21 protein-coding genes are annotated in these 17838 nt (G+C 46.0%); 15 read left to right on the top strand and 6 right to left on the bottom strand.

The genetic code is table 11. From position 1 onward, the window contains the following. Positions 1-19 precede the first annotated feature (19 nt). From ITJ87_RS13840 to ITJ87_RS13830, 3 genes are all read right to left on the bottom strand, one after another. Positions 20-385 carry an ABC transporter permease gene (locus tag ITJ87_RS13840; RefSeq protein WP_117599707.1) on the bottom strand — a complete coding sequence of 122 codons (366 nt, stop codon included), beginning with the start codon at positions 383-385 and terminating at the stop codon, positions 20-22. A gap of 11 nt (positions 386-396) precedes the next feature. Next, on the bottom strand, positions 397-1647 hold the full coding sequence (locus ITJ87_RS13835) for an efflux RND transporter periplasmic adaptor subunit (protein WP_117964575.1): 1251 nt from the start codon (positions 1645-1647) through the stop codon (positions 397-399). Between the two features lie 169 nt (positions 1648-1816). Then, a complete protein-coding gene (locus tag ITJ87_RS13830) occupies positions 1817-3304 on the bottom strand; it encodes a TolC family protein (protein ID WP_009038402.1) in 1488 nt (495 codons plus the stop codon). A gap of 218 nt (positions 3305-3522) precedes the next feature. On the opposite strand from ITJ87_RS13830, the gene ITJ87_RS13825 reads away from it, so the two are divergent. Both ITJ87_RS13825 and ITJ87_RS13820 read left to right on the top strand, forming a co-directional pair. Beyond that, the gene (locus tag ITJ87_RS13825) at positions 3523-4896 is read left to right on the top strand and encodes a sigma-54 dependent transcriptional regulator (RefSeq protein WP_117964576.1); all 1374 of its coding nucleotides are present in this window, start codon (positions 3523-3525) and stop codon (positions 4894-4896) included. Further along, on the top strand, positions 4893-5858 hold the full coding sequence (locus ITJ87_RS13820; protein WP_117964577.1) for a PAS domain-containing sensor histidine kinase: 966 nt from the start codon (positions 4893-4895) through the stop codon (positions 5856-5858). Before ITJ87_RS13825 ends, ITJ87_RS13820 begins: the two co-directional genes overlap by 4 nt. 156 nt (positions 5859-6014) lie before the next feature. Here ITJ87_RS13820 and ITJ87_RS13815 read toward each other — a convergent pair whose 3' ends face one another. The 3 genes from ITJ87_RS13815 to ITJ87_RS18905 form a co-directional block, all read right to left on the bottom strand. Further along, positions 6015-6314, bottom strand: coding sequence for a hypothetical protein (locus tag ITJ87_RS13815; RefSeq protein ID WP_117599702.1), 300 nt, complete (start codon positions 6312-6314; stop codon positions 6015-6017). Next, positions 6314-6670: a helix-turn-helix domain-containing protein gene (locus tag ITJ87_RS13810; protein WP_230391780.1), complete on the bottom strand. Its 357-nt coding sequence runs from the start codon at positions 6668-6670 to the stop codon at positions 6314-6316. The genes ITJ87_RS13815 and ITJ87_RS13810 overlap by 1 nt, the downstream gene beginning before the upstream one ends. Positions 6671-7015: 345 nt before the next feature. Beyond that, the gene (locus tag ITJ87_RS18905) at positions 7016-7138 is read right to left on the bottom strand and encodes a hypothetical protein (protein WP_255425192.1); all 123 of its coding nucleotides are present in this window, start codon (positions 7136-7138) and stop codon (positions 7016-7018) included. A gap of 90 nt (positions 7139-7228) precedes the next feature. Here ITJ87_RS18905 and ITJ87_RS13805 point away from each other — a divergent pair, with 90 nt between their 5' ends. The 13 genes from ITJ87_RS13805 (at position 7229) to ITJ87_RS13740 (ending at position 17817) form a co-directional block, all read left to right on the top strand. Further along, positions 7229-7792 carry a response regulator transcription factor gene (locus tag ITJ87_RS13805; protein ID WP_119961559.1) on the top strand — a complete coding sequence of 188 codons (564 nt, stop codon included), beginning with the start codon at positions 7229-7231 and terminating at the stop codon, positions 7790-7792. 179 nt (positions 7793-7971) lie between these two features. Beyond that, the gene (locus ITJ87_RS13800; protein WP_119961560.1) at positions 7972-8271 is read left to right on the top strand and encodes a hypothetical protein; all 300 of its coding nucleotides are present in this window, start codon (positions 7972-7974) and stop codon (positions 8269-8271) included. A gap of 12 nt (positions 8272-8283) precedes the next feature. Then, positions 8284-8628 (top strand): hypothetical protein, encoded by a 345-nt coding sequence (locus ITJ87_RS13795; protein WP_119961561.1) that lies wholly within the window; start codon positions 8284-8286, stop codon positions 8626-8628. 189 nt (positions 8629-8817) lie between these two features. Continuing rightward, complete coding sequence (locus ITJ87_RS13790) at positions 8818-9159, top strand: hypothetical protein (RefSeq protein ID WP_131225245.1); 342 nt, start codon at positions 8818-8820, stop codon at positions 9157-9159. Positions 9160-9423: 264 nt separating this feature from the next. Beyond that, complete coding sequence (locus ITJ87_RS13780) at positions 9424-9783, top strand: hypothetical protein (RefSeq protein ID WP_131225243.1); 360 nt, start codon at positions 9424-9426, stop codon at positions 9781-9783. Positions 9784-9830: 47 nt separating this feature from the next. Continuing rightward, entirely contained in the window at positions 9831-10103 is a 273-nt protein-coding gene (locus ITJ87_RS13775) for a hypothetical protein (RefSeq protein WP_119957877.1), read from the top strand. After that, on the top strand, positions 10075-10464 hold the full coding sequence (locus ITJ87_RS13770; protein WP_044467546.1) for a hypothetical protein: 390 nt from the start codon (positions 10075-10077) through the stop codon (positions 10462-10464). Before ITJ87_RS13775 ends, ITJ87_RS13770 begins: the two co-directional genes overlap by 29 nt. Next, the gene (dnaG, locus tag ITJ87_RS13765) at positions 10461-14519 is read left to right on the top strand and encodes a DNA primase (protein WP_196096285.1); all 4059 of its coding nucleotides are present in this window, start codon (positions 10461-10463) and stop codon (positions 14517-14519) included. The genes ITJ87_RS13770 and dnaG overlap by 4 nt, the downstream gene beginning before the upstream one ends. Before the next feature lie 29 nt (positions 14520-14548). After that, the gene (locus ITJ87_RS13760) at positions 14549-15121 is read left to right on the top strand and encodes a phage antirepressor N-terminal domain-containing protein (RefSeq protein ID WP_196096283.1); all 573 of its coding nucleotides are present in this window, start codon (positions 14549-14551) and stop codon (positions 15119-15121) included. Between the two features lie 37 nt (positions 15122-15158). Continuing rightward, positions 15159-15668 (top strand): phage antirepressor N-terminal domain-containing protein, encoded by a 510-nt coding sequence (locus ITJ87_RS13755; RefSeq protein WP_196096281.1) that lies wholly within the window; start codon positions 15159-15161, stop codon positions 15666-15668. Positions 15669-15939: 271 nt separating this feature from the next. Then, positions 15940-16320, top strand: a complete 381-nt coding sequence (locus ITJ87_RS13750) for a hypothetical protein (protein ID WP_196096279.1) — start codon at positions 15940-15942, stop codon at positions 16318-16320. Between the two features lie 562 nt (positions 16321-16882). Beyond that, positions 16883-17377, top strand: coding sequence for a hypothetical protein (locus tag ITJ87_RS13745; RefSeq protein ID WP_317133015.1), 495 nt, complete (start codon positions 16883-16885; stop codon positions 17375-17377). 95 nt (positions 17378-17472) lie between these two features. Then, entirely contained in the window at positions 17473-17817 is a 345-nt protein-coding gene (locus ITJ87_RS13740; RefSeq protein ID WP_196096277.1) for a hypothetical protein, read from the top strand. Positions 17818-17838 lie beyond the last annotated feature (21 nt).

Here is a 17838-nt window from a genome sequence, read left to right as displayed (position 1 = left end):
AATAGTATTTATTATTGTATTATTCGCTTTTGATTACTTCCGCCGGATTCTGCCGTGCTGCCTGAACGACTTGCTGCAATATCGTGAAGAGCACCATGATTATAACAATTCCCAACCAAACAATGAATAAATCCATGCCAATAGATATGTGGTAGGCATATTGTTCCAGCCAATGATGCATCACCGCGTATGTGCAAGGAAAGGCCACAATCGCTGCGATGTAGGCCATCCATAAATATTCGCGGAAGAACATGCCGATTATTTTATTGACATTAGCTCCCATAATCTTGCGTACTGCTATCTCCTTCCTTCTTTGCCGGATGGTGGAAGAAGATATGGAGAAGATGCCGAACAAAGAAATGACGGCTAAGATTATTTGTCTCATAGTGCGTCGTTTTATTTCATTATCAATTCTTCCGCCTCGCCAAAGGTATCATATCCCGTTGTAATTACCCAATCTCCGGGCTGCAAACCTTCCGTAATCTCGTATTGTTGCGGATTTTGGCGACCGATGCCAAGCGGCACGCGCACGGCTTTTGTCTTTGCGGCGTTCAGTTTGTAAATCCATTGTCCTCCGGTACTCTGGTAGAAGTTGCCGCGCGGAATGACGAGCGCCTCCTCCGGCTGGCCGAGTTCTATCTGTACCCGGAAGCTTTTGCCTACACGTACGTTGTCGGGCATGTCACCGGTGAAGACGAGGTCTACGTCGAACGTGCGGTCTTTGACTTCGGGAACCACTTTCGTGATGCGCAACGGGTATTTTCTTCCCTGATAATTGATGGTGGCAGGCAATCCGGTGATAATGCGGTCGATGTAGTATTCGCTCAGGGAAGTATGCACTTTATATTGGTCCAGCACCTTGATTTCCGCAATGCTTTCACCGGAAGCGACCTGCTGTCCCGGAGTCACCTTGACAAAACTGAGCTGGCCGGCGACGGGAGCTTTCACCACCAGGTTGCCGAGCCGTTCGCAGGCGCGTTCATACTTCTTCCGTTCCCGTTCACGGTCGTTCCTGATGAGGTCTTTGCGGATGACGGTGACGGCAGAGTCATGACGGAGGCTTTCCCTTTGAAGATGGGCATTTTTCACTTTATAGTTGTATTCGTCCTCGGAAACTTCGAGCTGCGCCTTGCTCTTGATGCCCATGCGGTACTCCTCCTTGTCAAGGGCAAAACTCTTGCGCAGGCGGTTGAGGTCATAATCGGTCTGCAGGGCTTGTTGTTGCAGGTTCAGGCTTTTCTGCTCCATTTCAATCTCTTTTTCGCGGTAGGTGATAAGCTGCTTTTCCCAGTCGTCGCGCTGGTCTTCGATACTGCGCAGCAGGTCGGGGTTTTCCATGACGAGGATGGTGTCTCCTTGCCGGAGCAGGCTCCCCTCCTCTCCTATGATGCGTTCCACGCTTCCGGCTTCACGTGCATTGACCTTGATGGTAAGGATGGGCTGAATCACTCCCTCCACATCTACATATTCCATAAATTTGCCGTTCTTGACTTCGGCTATCTGTATGTTGTCTTGCTCGATGCGCAGTTTGCTGGGACCCAGCGAAAGGGTGACTACATAAATCAGGAAGGTAAGGAAGGCAACGCCTCCCGCCAGATAGTAGCGGTAACGGATGTACCAGGGTTTCTTTTCAAGTTTTATATCCATAATGCAATATTTTATATACTCTTTTTTTACTTTTCAGATACTCCCTTCAGAAGTACTTCTGAATAAGGGTTCCGAGTTTTACTAAAACTTCACCGGAGATTTAGTAAATCGTCACCGGAGTTTTAGTAAATCTCCGGCCAGCTTTTACTAAAACTATTCCACGATTCTATTATTGTATAGATTCTTCATTAGTAACCCTTTCCAAGTCTTCTGCCAGTGGCCTCTCTTTTTCAAAGTCATATAGCGTGATGCTTCTCAGTGTATAGTACAGACTCCAATAGTTGTACAAAGCCGTTATATAGCTTCTCCGGGCCGTATCTTTTTCCGTGATGGATGCATTGAGGTCGAGTACCGAGGACTTTCCGAGCAGATAGAGTTTTCGGGCTACTTCGGCGCGTCGTTGGGCTGTATGGTCCGTGCGGGCGGCTATGTTTACCCGTTGTGCCTGCAGGTTGAATTGCTTCACGAGTTTCCGTACGTTCAAGTCGAAATCCGTCTTGTCTTGCTCTACCTGCGTGTAGACAAGGTCTCGGTTGGAACGGGCCACGCGTACTTGTCCCCTTCCGCGCCCCCAGTCCAGGATTGGGAGGGTAATGCCCAGGCTGACGTACTGCTGGTCCAGTGGATTCCGGTAGGCATCTTTCAGCTTGTCGGCAGTTTGCGTCAAGCCGAAGCGCAGGTAGATGTCTGCTTTCAGTCCGGCATTGGCCTTGGCGCGAGACACGGCACTCTCGCTTTCCACCTTGCGGCGCAGCATGTTCTGTATCTCCGGACTGTTTTCGTTGGCAAGCATCAGTGCGGCATCCAGGTCGATGTGCAGGTCGGGCACGCGGTTGTCTATTCTCACCTTTATAAGGAGGTCTTCTTGGATGCCGAGGTAGGAACGGAGTTCCTGCATGCAGTTTTCCACTTCGATGCGGGCATTCATGCAGTTGGTTTCTTCGGTCAGTTTGTTGAGTTCGAGTTGCAACATTTCGTTTTCGCTGATGGTGCCGATGTTATATCGTCCTTGCGCATATATATATAAGGTGTCTGCATTGGCGTAGTTGGCGTTGGCTATTTCGTAGTTGCTTTGTGCTTTGGCCAGGTTGAAGAACTTCTCTGTGGCATTGGCGGCAACAAGTTCAAGGGTTTCTACGTAGGTTTTCTTGGCTTCGCGATAACGGATAGGTTCGATGCGCCGATCCCACTTCAGGCTGTTGTAGCCAAACAAGGACTGGCTGTATCCGATGTTGACGGGTGAAGTCTGCCAGGAATAGGTGTCACTGCTGAAAAGGTCGAGACGCTGCGCAGCCGTTTCAATGAAAAAGGTTCCTCCGGTCCACGGCACGTTTTGTGTCAGACTCAGTGTCAGGTCAGTGCTCAGCAGGTTCTGCTCTATGAACTTGACGTTGCCATCGCTTTGGGTCACTTTGTTGATGGCACGGTCCAGATAGGGATTGGAAGTAAGCTTGAGCGTCGGCAGGTAGTTGGCACAGTAGTATTTGTAGTTCCAATAAGCGGAACGGAAGCTATGGCGGGCATTTTGGGCGTCGGGCGACTGCTGGCGGGCCTGCTCGATGGTTTCTTCCAAAGTCAGCTCCAGCGTGTGCTCTTGGGCAACGGCACTCGACATCAGACTGAATGTAATAAGCAATAAAAATATATTCCGGTGCATAGTTGTTTTCTTTACTCTATAAAGTTCAAATTCTATGCCATAAGTATAAGTTATTGTATTATAAGTGTTTGTTGTGGTTCGAAGCTTTCCAAACGTGTGCAGTTGCGCACAAAAATAGTGCGATAATGCACGCACAACACATGGATATTATACTTATCTTTGCCCATACAAGAGATGTGGGATTGTGTAGGCCTTGCCTGCACGAAAAGAAAACAGATATGGAGCAGTTTGGTAAAATATTGATTGTAGATGATAACGAGGATGTCCTTTTTGCACTGAACCTTCTTCTCGAACCCTACGCCGAGAAGATAAAAGTGGCAGTGACTCCCGACCGCATCGAGCATTTTATGACCACTTTCCGTCCGGACATTATTCTGCTGGATATGAATTTCAGCCGTGATGCCATCAGTGGTCAGGAAGGTTTCGACAGCTTGAAGCAGATTCTGAGTATCGACCCGCAAGCAGTGGTCATCTTCATGACTGCCTACGCGGATACGGACAAGGCGGTGCGTGCCATCAAAGCGGGGGCTACGGATTTCATTCCCAAGCCGTGGGAGAAGGAGAAGTTGCTGGCCACCCTTTCTTCGGGCATGAAGCTGCGTCGTTCGCGGACCGAGATAAATCTGCTGAAAGAGCAGGTGGAAGTTCTGAGCAATGTCACAGCAGGAGGCTCCGAAGAGATTATTATCGGTGATTCTCCTGTCATGCAGCAAGTCTTCTCTACTGTGGAGAAGTTGCGCGATACGGATGCCAACATACTTATATTGGGTGAGAATGGAACCGGAAAGGATGTGATTGCCCGCCTGCTTTACCGCAATTCTCCCCGCTATGGAAAGCCGTTTGTTACGATAGACCTCGGCAGTATTCCCGAACAGTTGTTCGAAAGCGAGTTGTTCGGCTACGAGAAAGGCGCATTCACCGATGCACGGAAGGCGAAAGCCGGACGTATGGAAGTGGCAACCGGCGGTACGCTTTTTCTGGATGAAATAGGTAACCTTTCCCTGCCCATGCAGGCCAAACTGCTGACTGCCATCGAAAAGCGTTGTATCAGTCGTTTGGGAAGTACGCAGGCTACGCCCATTGATGTGCGGCTCATCTGCGCCACCAATGCAGACATCCGTCGACTGGTGGACGAAGGAGACTTCCGCCAAGACCTGCTGTATCGCATCAACACCATCGAACTCCATATCCCCCCTCTGCGGGAACGCGGAAACGACATCCTCTTGCTGGCAGAGTATTTCCTGCAACGGTATGCCCGCAAATATCAGAAAGAGATGCGCGGGCTGACCCGCGAGGCGAAAAACAAGTTGCTGAAATATGCCTGGCCGGGTAATGTACGTGAGTTGCAGCATACCATGGAACGTGCCGTGATACTGGGAGGCGGCTCTTTGCTTCGTCCGGAAAACTTCATGTTCCAAGCTTCTGTTTCCCGTCAGAAGAAGGAAGAAGAAGTCCTCAACTTGGAGCAATTGGAACGGCAGGCTGTGGAACGTGCCATGCGGCTCAGTGAAGGAAATGTGACCCGTGCCGCCGAATACTTGGGCATTACCCGCTTCGCCTTGTACCGGAAACTTGAAAAACTGGGCTTATGAAACGATATTCATTGATTGTGGCACTGCACATCATCGGCATAGCCTTCCTTTCGGTCGGCGTTTATCTGCTGGTGGATGCCGGACTGTGGTTCAGTACGCTGATGGCTTTTTTGATATTGCTGGCGATTGCCGTTCATCTGTACCGCCTGCAGATGATGCAAGTGCGTATGATGCGCCATCTGGCAGAGAGCCTGCGCTATGACGACATGATGCTGTCGTTCCGTTCTCCCTACAAGAACCGGTCTATGGAGGATATGGTGGATGAGCTTTCAGAAGCGATGAGGAATTTCCGTACCCGCGTGCTGGAACGCAATGAGATGGAAGCGTGGCAAAAGCTGATACGTGTGCTGACGCACGAAATAATGAATTCGATTACTCCTATCATCTCCCTCTCCGAGACCTTGAGCGAACGGGAAGTGTCGGAAAAGAACTACCCCGTCATGCGGCAGGGAATGCAGACTATCCACCGTCGTAGCAAGGGTTTGCTGGAGTTTGTGGAGAATTACCGGAAGCTGACAAGACTTCCCGCCCCCGTTCGTCGTCCGGTTGCTGTCCACGAATTGCTGCAGGATTTGCAGAAGCTGTTTTCGGAAGAGTATATCCGGATAGAGCTTCCGGAGACCGACCGCATACTCCAAATAGACCGGACACAGATAGAACAAGTACTGATTAATCTGATTAAAAACGCCAAAGAAGCATGTAGCAGGAAGGAACATCCCCTGATAGAAGTGAAGATGCTACCCGCCCTCTCGTGGCAATGCCTTATTACTGTCAGCGACAATGGCGAAGGTATCTTACCGGAAGTGCAGGATAAGATTTTTGTACCGTTCTTCACCACCAAGCCTTCCGGCTCAGGCATCGGGCTCAGTTTATGTAAACAAGTGATGAATCGGCATGGCGGCAATATTACGGTGCAGTCTGCTGTGGGAAAAGGGAGTTGCTTTACGTTGCTATTTGGATAAATGGAAAAGAGGGTATATACAAAAATAAGCTACTGAAAAAATCAGTAGCTTATTTAATTTCTGTCGGGGTAGCGGGAATTTCACTACTGACAATAAGATGCTGACAATCCGTTGCGTATAAAACTGTATAACTGTATATTCTTCTATTATTGTCTATTAGTGTATATCATCATTATTTTCTTTTTCTATTTTTCGCAATTCATGTTCAAGCTCTTCTGGCTGAAGTATTTTCTGGGGATTGCATTCCTTTATCCAACCTTCTATGAACCCTTTATGTGCTCCATGTATAGCTTCAAAAGGAAATCTCATAGTTTTATTAGTATCATATTTAAATAGTACATAACAATTAGAGGTTGGTTCATCCACCTTCTGAATAGATAAAGTTGGGAATGCCTTACGCCATTTCTTTATGAAACTATCAATTTTGTAAACAGAAAATATTTCTATTGTTCTCATTACTTATTTAGTATTTCTAAGTTGTTATCACCAAAAACCAATTTAAGCACTTGGTCTTTCCGATCTTTTTTTAATTTTATCTGAAGAATAGCTTCTACATCTTCGGATGTCTTTCCGTCAGAGGTGTACTTCTGTGGATAAGTGAAAACATCTACTATATCCATATTCAAGGCACTTGCAAATTTTGAAAGTTGCCATAAACTCAACTGCACCTCACCGCTTAATATTTTACTGAATTGAGAAGCAGACGTACCTGCATATTCAGCAGCAGCACCTTGTGTTAAACCTCTATCTGATATGATTTTACGTATCTTATCTATGACTGGGTGTATTGGAAATTCACTTTTCTTTTTCATATCTCAAATATATCTATTGATTATCAATATGTTATAACTTATTTTGAAACAAAATTTCAAAATATTCAATTATAAATTTCATATATTGAAAATTCATTTCTATATTTGCATTATAAATTTCAGAATAAGAATTGTAATATTTAAGATTATGAACGAAAAAACATCAAAAATGGTACCTAAGAACCATTACGACCAAATGGAAAAAGCCACAAGACTGAAGCTCCGTAACGAGTTCCTAAAAAGAAGCGGTATGTCATTGATTACATTCTATGACAAATTAAGAAAAGACTCCTTCAAACCTTTGGAAAGAGAACTATATGAGAACATTTTCATAATTCAACAAAATTAAAAATCCAAGCAAATGATTTCTGCACATGAGAAGATGATGGAAACGATACCCAAAGAGTTCAAACGTATAATGTCTGGAGTAGAGGCGGCGGTACGCAGCGGAAAAACAAGATACCTCATAAGTAGCAGACATTTAAAACCTGAATATGAAAGAGCTTTGTTAGGTGTTGGGTATGAAATTAGAAAAGGACGTGTAGCAACTCAAATTATATGGTAGCATTTATCTCCAATATTGAATTCTACAACACCCCTGAAGGTGATGTGATGATGAAAGAGTTCGGGCAGCCGGCTGTTGTTCTCAAGGAGGCTGACCGCCCGACTATCGAACACATGCTTGCTGTCATCAGGGACAGATATCCGAAAGCACATGCCCGGCTGATGCAGCTCTATTCAGCCAGCACGATGAATCGTTGGCATTATGAATTCCGGGTAGTTCATCGTTTCATCCGATGCAATTTCGGAGAGTATGACCAGTACAATCTTGACATTAACAAGGATGGACAGTTTGTATTCGAGGAGGTCAAATGCCCGTTACGGGGTGAATGTGAACATGAAGGGGTGATATGCAGACCGGAGCTTGATACAGCACTGACCGATCGCGAGATGGATGTATTCCGGCTCATTGCCTCCAACTGCCAAACTGATGAAATTGCGGCAGAGCTACATATCTCGCCTTGTACGGTTAACCGCCATCGGGAGAATATCAAGGCAAAAATCAAGGTTCGCAATGTGGGTGAGATGATTTCCTACTGGCATCGGAATCAAATGAAATAAGCCCACCGTGAGGTGTGCCATCTGTGTTTAATGTGTATTCTATGGCTGTGGCGGTCTGCGAAGATAGTCCGGCCCCTCATACTGCATTCAAATGGTAGCGGTATACTTAAGATTTGCCGCGACTGGGGTTCGATTCCCCTATATGAGACGATGATTTACTAACTTAATAAACAGAATATATGAATAATAACAAAGGTTTTTCCTCCATTTCCACTCCTGACGGACAGTTCAGGATATGGATTCCACGTCCGACGGCTTCGGGCAGAGTAATATGCAACTGTGGCTTTGCACTCAAGAGCCATCTTCCTTTCGTCGATGCCGTTGATGCGCTGGACTACCTGCAGGTAGACGAAGTTCGGCAGATAGACCAGGACCTTAGTATCCTTGTTATTTCATTTCTCGATGCACCGCATGAGTGCATGCTGAAGATGATAGAAGATATCCCCGAACTTATGGAGCAATACTTGGTAAATACATAAGATCTGAATGCTATGAGATACTTTATAGACAACATCAAGACTTATGCCAGTGTCAACAAAAAAGGCAGGGCATTACAGATATACGTGCAACAGTTTGACCGACATCTGATTGCTGACGAATGTTCTTTGGATGCACTGAAGTGTGACATCGAGCACCAGATTAAGGTTATGAATGAGAAATACCCACGCAGCCGTCCGGTTCGGCTCGAGGTATATGAGAATGCCAAGGGTGGACAGTGGACTATTCTTGTGGAGCATGACAGCGACAGCATTGTCTGCATCATATCCTATGAAAAGGTGATGGGCTATTATACCTTGGCAGATAAGATAGATCAATTTGCAAAAATAGGACAGTGATGAGTAATGTGATTGTTTTTTTGTGGATATCACTAATTGTGATAGTGGCAGTCTTGATACTATGTGTCTGGGCAATGCGGAAAGCATCCGGATCTTACCGAATTCTCTTTCTCTTTGATATTATCGTCTTGATGATAAATATTGGGATAATAGGATTTGCAATTGGTTGTTTATCTAATATGCGGTAATATGAGAGATTTGAAAATGACAGATTTCCCGACATATCTTTGGGAGACCCTTGACGTGTATCAGGACAACAGTTACTGTTACAATATCCGCCCTGGCCAACATGTCGTTGGAGATTTATTCGACAGTTCCAGAACGAAGCTGGTATCATACAACAGAAAATCACATGTGCAGATAATCTGTGTATGCGACCCCTACAAGCCGCCTTTCTATGCGCGTGAATGTATGTATGGTGTATATTCGGCGTGGAAAGAAATCGGAGAGGACATCTTTAACCTGGAGCTGATGGGGTATTCTACCAAGCAACAATTCCCACCCCTATGTACATCACACCATTATTTTTGAATATTATGGAAAATGAATCATTTGAAAGGGCCAAAGCCATTAAGGAAGAGATTGAAAAGTGTAATTCTCTTCTTGAGTCAATTCTAAAAAGCAGCAGGGAATGTTGTGTGTATCGCGATGCCGATAGGGGTACTCGTGACATTATTGCCATCCCCCTTCCCAAGTATTGTACCCAGTACATTATTGATGGACTTTACGTAAGAAAGTGCCGGATGGAGCAGGAATTTAAAGAGTTATAACAATCTAATAACAAGAATCAGGTCAATGAAGAAAGGTCAGAAGGTACGCATCCTGCGTACCAATCAAGTAGCGACAATCGTCGAAGTGGAGTTAATTCGTAAAGGTGGCAAGGTACATCGGTACTGCCATCTGAAGACAGATGAAAAGTCATATTTGTGGTTGGATGCCTCAGAACTGGGGAGTGTGGTGGAGGAAGTGAAGGTCTCGGTAGTTGATGACCGGAACCGGGAGCTGCACTTGGCTATATGCCATGACTACTCCAAGGATAATATGAAGGTGCATCTTACCGGCAAGAATCCGGATAATCTGAAGGAAGCTTCCGGACTATATGCGAGACTGATGAACTTGTTCATTGGGAGCCTGAAGGAAACGCGGGAACTGTAGGAGCGGATAACGTCCTTGATGATATGGAAAGCCTATTGAAATATAGAATGGAAAATCTTGATTGGATAGACCGTTTCTTGGAGAAGCTTGGCGTCGACGCTTTTCTTGAGTTTGAGACGAGGGTATATAGTGCCCTCGACAAGCTCAAGGTCATGCATTACTATGATATCGGGGGCTCGGTCATACCGGAGCAGCAGGAACTATTTATCAAATTCTGTTGCTGCTATATTACCGGGCACTCTGAATACGAATTCAATGAAGACTATACACAGATATGGAGGAAAGAAAGCTATGAACAATGGAAGATGGCAACCCGATGAGGACAGATACGTCCGGGAAAATGTCAATAAGAAGACATTGGAACAAATGGCGGAGCATTTGGGAAGATCCGCATTGGCTGTACAGTTATATATGCACCGGAAGCATATTGTAGTGGGACAAACAGTCAAGCGGAATCTGGTGCAGGAGATTCTCCGACTGAAATTCCGGCATCCGGAAAATTTCATGCCCAACCGTGCCTTCTACCAGGAGGTAGGCATCAACCAGATGCGCTGGTGGGATATTTTCTATGGCCGAAAAAATATAAACCAAGAAGAATATATCGCGTTGTCGAAGTATTTCGGCATAACACTGGAGGAGGCATTCGCAGCGCGTCAACTTTGCATATTTGAAGAACAATGATTGATGACGAATTAAAACAGAGAATAAAGGATGCCAACGAGATTACGGACGTGATTGGCCAGTTTGTATCCCTTCACAAGAGAGGTATCAATTATATAGGGATCTGCCCGTTTCATCCAGACCGGCATCCGTCGATGACCGTCAGTCCGTCAAGACAGACATACAGGTGTTTCGTCTGCGGCAAGGGAGGGGATGTCATCCAGTTTGTCCAGGATCATGAGAACATGTCATTCAACGAGGCTGTCACCTGGCTGGCTGGCCGTGCGGGAATCTCTCTCCCTGAACGGGTGATGTCCGACGAGGAAACGGCCAGGGTAAAAGAACGTGAAGCGCAGCGTATAGCGATGAAAGGCGCCGCATTCTTTTTCGAGAAGCATCTTCCGGAGGCGCAACTTTATCTGCATGACAGAGGGTTCAGCCTGGATGACAAAGTCTTGAAGGATTTCAGAATTGGATATGCCCCGGCAGGCAACCTGGCTAAAAAGGAGATGCTTGCAGCCGGATTTTCCGAACAGAAGCTGCTTGAGACGGACATCCTGAAGAGAAGCGAGAAGAACTTCACCTTCGACACTTTCAAGGACCGCATCATGTTTCCCTATTTTGACATCAAGGGCAACATAAACGGATATACCGGACGCTGGCTGACCCCGCAGGAAAACACCGGCAAGTACGTCAATACCGGGGACACGCCGTTGTTCAAGAAAGGCACTCACCTTTTCGGTCTGTACCAGGCACGTACTGCCATTGCAAGGTATGATTGTGCGTATATAGTCGAAGGCCAGTTCGATGCCATGTCCATGCACAAGTTCGGTGTCTGCAATACCGTTGCCACCAGCGGAACTGCACTGACTCCGGAACAGATACAGCTGCTTGGCCGGTTCACCCATCGCGTGATACTTGTATATGATGCGGATGCAGCCGGGCTGAAAGCGTCACTGGCCAACTGTGAGGCTTTCCTGCGTGCGGGTTTCCAGGTCAGTGCAGTTCCGCTTCCTGAAGGGAAAGATCCTGATAATATTGCCCAGGAGCAGAAACTTGAAACCGGAAAATGGCTTGCAAACCGGGAACAGAATTTCCTTCAATATTTTGCCATCTCCTTACGAGGCAAGAATCCCGGAACCGACCCAAACAGAGAGGAAGAGGCAATGCAACGGCTTTCAACCCTCATATCTGTCATCCCTTCGGAAACGCTTCTTCTCAAGTGCATAGAGATAATGGCCGGGATTTTCGGCAGCAACACGGAAGTCATCCAGCGGAAAGTGAATTCCATCTTGCGGCAGCGGAAGACAGCTTCCATCAAGGAGAAAGACAAGATGGCTCCCGGTATATATGGTATCGATATGATTGCGGAGGCACGTAGCGGGAATGAGCCTTGCATCCTGACATCGAATTATCAGGAGTTCCTCACCTTGTATGGAGATGCCCCCATAGCATACGTCCATGGCATTCCTGGAATGAACGACATACAGCAGTTGCGTCAGGCAAGCCAGATGTTCACCTCTGACAGCGATGGCCTTACCATTGCAAAGGACGGTACGGAATCCGGTTACCTTGCCGGATTATCCGCCATTTTCCGTGCCGGGCTCTCCAATATCACCATAACGGTCGAACGGGATGTCCAGGATGATAATGATGAGGAAGGAAGTGACGACGAGGAAAATATGGACGGGGAGGCAAACGATATCATCGAGACTTTCAATTTCGCGAAATTCTATGTATTCCTGCACAAATCTTTTTTTAAGACCTATAATGGCGAGCGTGCTCCCTATATCGAACGTTGTGCCGAAATAATCAGCTACGCGGAAGATTCGGTACGCATCATCAACTTTACCTACTTTCAGAATTGCCTGGGTCTGACCAAGCAAGCCCTGAATGAAATACTCAAGCCCTATCTGGCCAAACGCAAGTCACGCATGGCCATCAATGCACAACGGACGGACGATGACTATACTGAAGAGAATTATGACCCGGACGAACTTCCCCGTTATGTCCAGGACAATCCGGAATATCTGCAGATGTTCCAGCAATGCAATTACTATCCGAAGTTAAACAAGCAGGGGGAACCGGTATGCTACCTTTTCAAGAATGAGAAGTCCGGCCATACCATGGTAGGTGATTTCTATATGATTCCACTTTTGCATATTTACTCGGACAACGACGAGGAAAACAAGCGTGTCCTTAGAATAAACCGCCGTTATTACAAGACACCGCTTTACATTGAGGTGAATTCCAAAATCCTGGCCAAGAAAAGCACTATTGAGGAGAAGCTGATTATGCTGGAAGCAGTCAACTTCACCAATGGTGAAGAGAAACATTGGACTAAAATACGTGAATATATGAGCAGACATTATGTTACTTGCACAGAGGTTTCCACATACGGGAACCAGCAGGAAGACGGTTTTTCCCGACGGGATGACCAACAGTTTTTTGCCTTTGCCAACGGCATCTTCCATGTTGTTGACGGAATACCGAGATTTGATGCGGTAAATGAGCTTGGAGTGGTCACCCACAATGGCAAGAACTATTATCTGCCGGCATTCTCCACCATATATGCCGGTTCCGGCAAGCAGTCCGACAAGTACGAACTTATTTCACAGCTTGTCTATAAGGAAATCCCTATAGACAAACGTTGCACTTTCGACGAATGGGCCTCACTGATGGACCGTGTCTATAAAATCAACGACAACGGGAAATGGGCCATTCTCTTTGCCATCATGTGCGCTTTCCGAAGCAACATACACTGCATAGACCGTTTGTTTACAGCGCCATTCTTTATGGGACCGATGTCATCCGGAAAAACACAGATTGCGATATCCATCCGTTCCCTGTTCATATCTCCCAAGATACCGATTTTCAACCTGAACATCGGTACCGATGCCGCCATGTCCACATTGATGAGCACTTTCCGGGATGTACCGGTTGTCCTTGATGAATACAACAATAAGGATATATCAGATATAAAGTTCCAGGCACTTAAAGGAATAGTATATGATGGCGATGGAAGACAGAAGCGTAAAGGCACATCCGGCAAGGAGATAGAAAACGACAAGGTGTACGCGCCGGTTGTCATTTGCGGCCAGGAAACTCCCCAACGTGATGATAATGCACTCATGTCACGTATTATAGTCTGCGAAGTCCCCAAACCGAAAAACCGAACCCAAGAGGAAGTGGAGCTTTTCAACAAACTCAAGGATATAGAGGATCCGGCCAAAATCGGGTTGTCGAATGTCCTCTTTGAAGTCCTTCAGCTGCGTCCGCTGGTGATGCAGCATTTCCGGGCACTGAAGCAGAAATCCTATGATGAATTGAAGCAGGCACTGGTGAATGCCGGTGAGATTGACCGGCTCATGAAGACTGCATCATTGTTTCTGGCAACATGCAGACTGATTAAGGATTATACAGAGTTGAAATTGCCGTTCACCTATGAGGAGTTTTTTAAAATAGCCTGCGATAAAATCAAATTCCAGGTGGAACTGATTTCCAAGACGGATAAGCTGGCTACGTTCTTCAAGGCTATGGATGTGATGATTGATACCAAGGCTATCAGGGAAGGCCGGGACTTCGCCATTGATACACCGGAACGAATCACCATCAAGCTGCCCGGAGGAGAGAAGAAGGAGGTTCCTATTCCTGCAGGAACCCGCGTGTTATTCCTACGCGTCAGTACCATCTATACGCAGTACGCACGTTCTTCTTATAATCAGGAAGACTCAACGCAGTCGACCATCGAGCAGAACCTTCGCTCCCATCCCAGTTACCTGGGCTTTGTCCATGCACGCCGGTTCAATTGGTATGAAGTCGTGGAGGTACCACGCGGCGGTTTCGAGGAAGATACTCCCAATGAAACCGGAATTCCGGTAAAGCTCAACAATGACATGGTGCGTAAAGTTGAGAAGAAGTGTACCAATTCCAGTTGCATAGCTATCAACTACGAAATTTTCAGAGAATTATATAGCATTGATTTGCAACGCGGTTCGGAAGAATCCCGTGTTGACGCTAATCCCGACAATGATCCTATTGGAGCAATCGGTGCCCCCCAAGAGCTGAAGTTCTGATTTTTATTATAAACTTTAAAAAACGAGTTATGGAAACAAAAATTATTACGAGAGTGAACAATGTGGACATCGTCTCTACGAGTGACGAACAACTGGTGCCCATCCGACCGATATGCGAGGCACTGGGCATTGATGCAAACGGCCAAAAACAACGCATCGAACGGAATGAAATACTCGGTCCAGTTGCGTGTATGATACACGCAACTGGAAAGGATGGAAAGACGTATGATATGTATGCCATTCCCTACATGTACATCTTTGGCTGGCTCTTCTCCATCGACACGTCCAAAGTCAGCGAAAATGCCAGAGAGGCCGTCCTGCGTTATCAGACGGAGTGCTACAAAGCATTGTTCGAGCACTTCACCGAGCCGCAAACCTTCCTCAAACAGAAACAGGAGGTCATAGAGAAGAAAGTGACCGAGTACCAGGAGTGCCAGCGCCGCTTCAAGGACGCACAGAAACTGATGAATGAGGCAAAGTCTGAACTGAATCAGGTGATGAAGCTCACCATCGAGGACTGGAGGGCGAACAACCGCCAGTTGAATCTACCGTTCACAGCTGAAGAAATGACCGGGGAAACGGAAGAGGTCACCGGAGAATAAGAATCAAAAGATTGCCAACTTTAAAAACGAACAGATTATGGAAACAAAGATTATTGCAAGAGTGAACAATGTAAATATAGTATCTACGAGTGACGAACAAATGGTACCCATCCGCCCTATCTGCGAGGCGTTGGGCATTGCTTACGAGAGACAGACGACCAAGATAAAAGAACATCCGATTCTCTCTTCAACTGTTACCCTGAGGGTAATGGTTGCCGCCGATGGAAAACAGCGGGAAATGTTGTGCCTTCCATTGGAATTTATCTTCGGTTGGCTTTTTACAATAAATCCGGCCAATGTAAACGAAGATGCAAAACCTACGTTGATAAAATACCAGCACGAATGTTATCATGCCCTGTTCCTGCATTTCACCGCCCGTGCCCAATTTGTAGAACAAAAGCAAATTGAGATAGACCGCCAACTTTCGATTGTAGATAATGCCAAAGAACACTTTCGCACTGCAAAGAATATACTTTCGGAGGCCGAGGCCAAACTAAAACAATTGCGTTCATTGACAATGAATGATTACGATATTGAGAGCAGGTAATTGAAAATAGATTTCTAAAAAATAATCCGGGCAGAATGCCGCACTATTCAAAAATAATCGCTATGTTTGCAGTGCTTATCATACATATTCTCACAAATGCGGGCTGTCAGCTTGCATTTTCGGTGCAGGCATTTTTTATGCCCGGACATATTGTGTACCATATATGGTATCCGTGTACCCCCGTGTGGAGCGTTAATGCGCCCACAGCATTTGTGAGATGTGATAAGCAACGGGAAAGGCACGGATACTTTCATTTTAAAAACTTATTGTTATGCTTGACAATGCAAAAGTTTCCACCGCTGCTCACAACAGCTTCGGAACGTCCGCCCACGAAACGGGTATCAACATCTCCACACTCACCCCTTACGAGTATTTCCACAGTATGGGAATTGATTTGCAAGGTTTTTCCATCCGTATTCTTGGCAAGCGCCGTAAGAACGGTGTTGCCATCACCGGTGTGTTCAATATCAGTGGCATCTACTATACGGTCGGTGCTGAAGACTATGAGCACTTGCTGGTCGATTTGCTGGAACGATACCGGGAGAAACGTGCTTACCATAAGAGGTGCCAGGAACGGAAACGTGAGCGGAACATGCTTTCGTTCATCAACCGTTATCCGGATGCCATGGTACTTCCGGCATACTTTTCTTGACTTGCACCTTTCACATCAACTTTATGCTTTATTCCCGGTGGCCGCCCCATCGGGAATAAATGCTTTTTTATATTCTGATTTACGGACATTTCGTTCGGTTTCATCCTCCTGGTATCTTATGATACTTCCCTACTCCATCCCCCGGACCCCCTGGAATAAAAAGACAAGCAATATAGAGGGAGTTTTGAAAAGAAAATATTTCAAAAGAGGCGTCCAACAGTCCAACAGTCCAACAAGAGAAAGAATTTTAAAATGTAACTCTCTGTTGTATAGTAGTATATATTTTCTATTTAATCATATATATATACTACAATGGCGTTGTCTTGTTGGACGCTGTTGGACGTGTTGGATTGCCATTTTTCAACCATCCAACTGGCTCCGTCCAACAAAAACGGCAAAAAATGCGGCTTGTTGGACGTGTTGGACGTCCTCCAACAGTATTTTCTTTATAGTAAATTTGTATAACTAAATAATAATCAGTAACTTTAATAATGCTGTTGGACTGTAGGACAGTTGGAAGCAAAAAAAAACAAAAACGGTTTCAAAAAAATTTTTTAAGGAAATGAGCATGATTACGACGAGTATTTCAATTACACCTTACCTGGCTGAATATCTGCGTGGAAAGTACAACAACGGTGCGGATGAACCTTTCCGTATTCCTGACAATACGGACTTGTACCATGTGATATGGACACTGATGTCGCGGCGTCATCAGAACCAGTCTCCCATAGATGACGGTAATCTGACTATCATACTCCCGGAGAGGCGTATCGGTAAGGATCCGGAAATATACAACTATCTGTCTCCACGGTCGGCCAAAATCATAGAAACGGAAATACGCAGGATGTTCAACCGGGAACTTCATACGGCAATGGACGAGAACGACTTGAACGGGCATGAGTTGAACAATCTCGATATCGTTCACAATTTCCTATGTGCGTATTGCATAGACAGCATCAGTGAGGATGCGTTGCTGAAGAACTTCTATCGGTGGCGGGAGAACATCCGCAAGCGGAAAAAACGCCGCGAATATAAAAAGAAGTTAAAAAACGGCTAAAAAATCACCGACCGAACTATGCGTTTTGTCCCAAAATGGCGGACAAAATGTCCTATGTATGGCGAACTTGTTGAATTACAAATAAATATCCTAATATGAAAGAACTTTCCATTCAGATTAAAGTCTATCCGGTGAGTAACATGCGCCAGGATGTCTATCGGTTCATGGCCGATGAGTTTGAGTTTACTCCGGTACCGGAATCTTCAGAGGCGGGCCGCTGTTTCAATTGCAATAAAGATATAAGCATAAGCCTTCCTCCATCCGGAGTGATGAAAGACCTCCTGGCAGGCAGGTTCTGCATTGTCGAGTTCACTGACACCAGGCACCGGAGTTTCCGGATCGGGGACAAAAAAATACCCGCCATTGTCTCGATATCGCCCAATCTGAATTCGGCGACTCTGAAAATTGAATGCAAAATGCTCAGTTCCCCGCTATTGTAGCGTCCTTCACCCCTTTCTGCA

This window comes from Bacteroides sp. HF-162 (assembly GCF_015679285.1).
Lineage (GTDB): Bacteria > Bacteroidota > Bacteroidia > Bacteroidales > Bacteroidaceae > Bacteroides > Bacteroides uniformis.
Note: the sequence above shows the minus strand (reverse complement) of the source record. Positions and strands in the feature narration are given on the sequence as shown.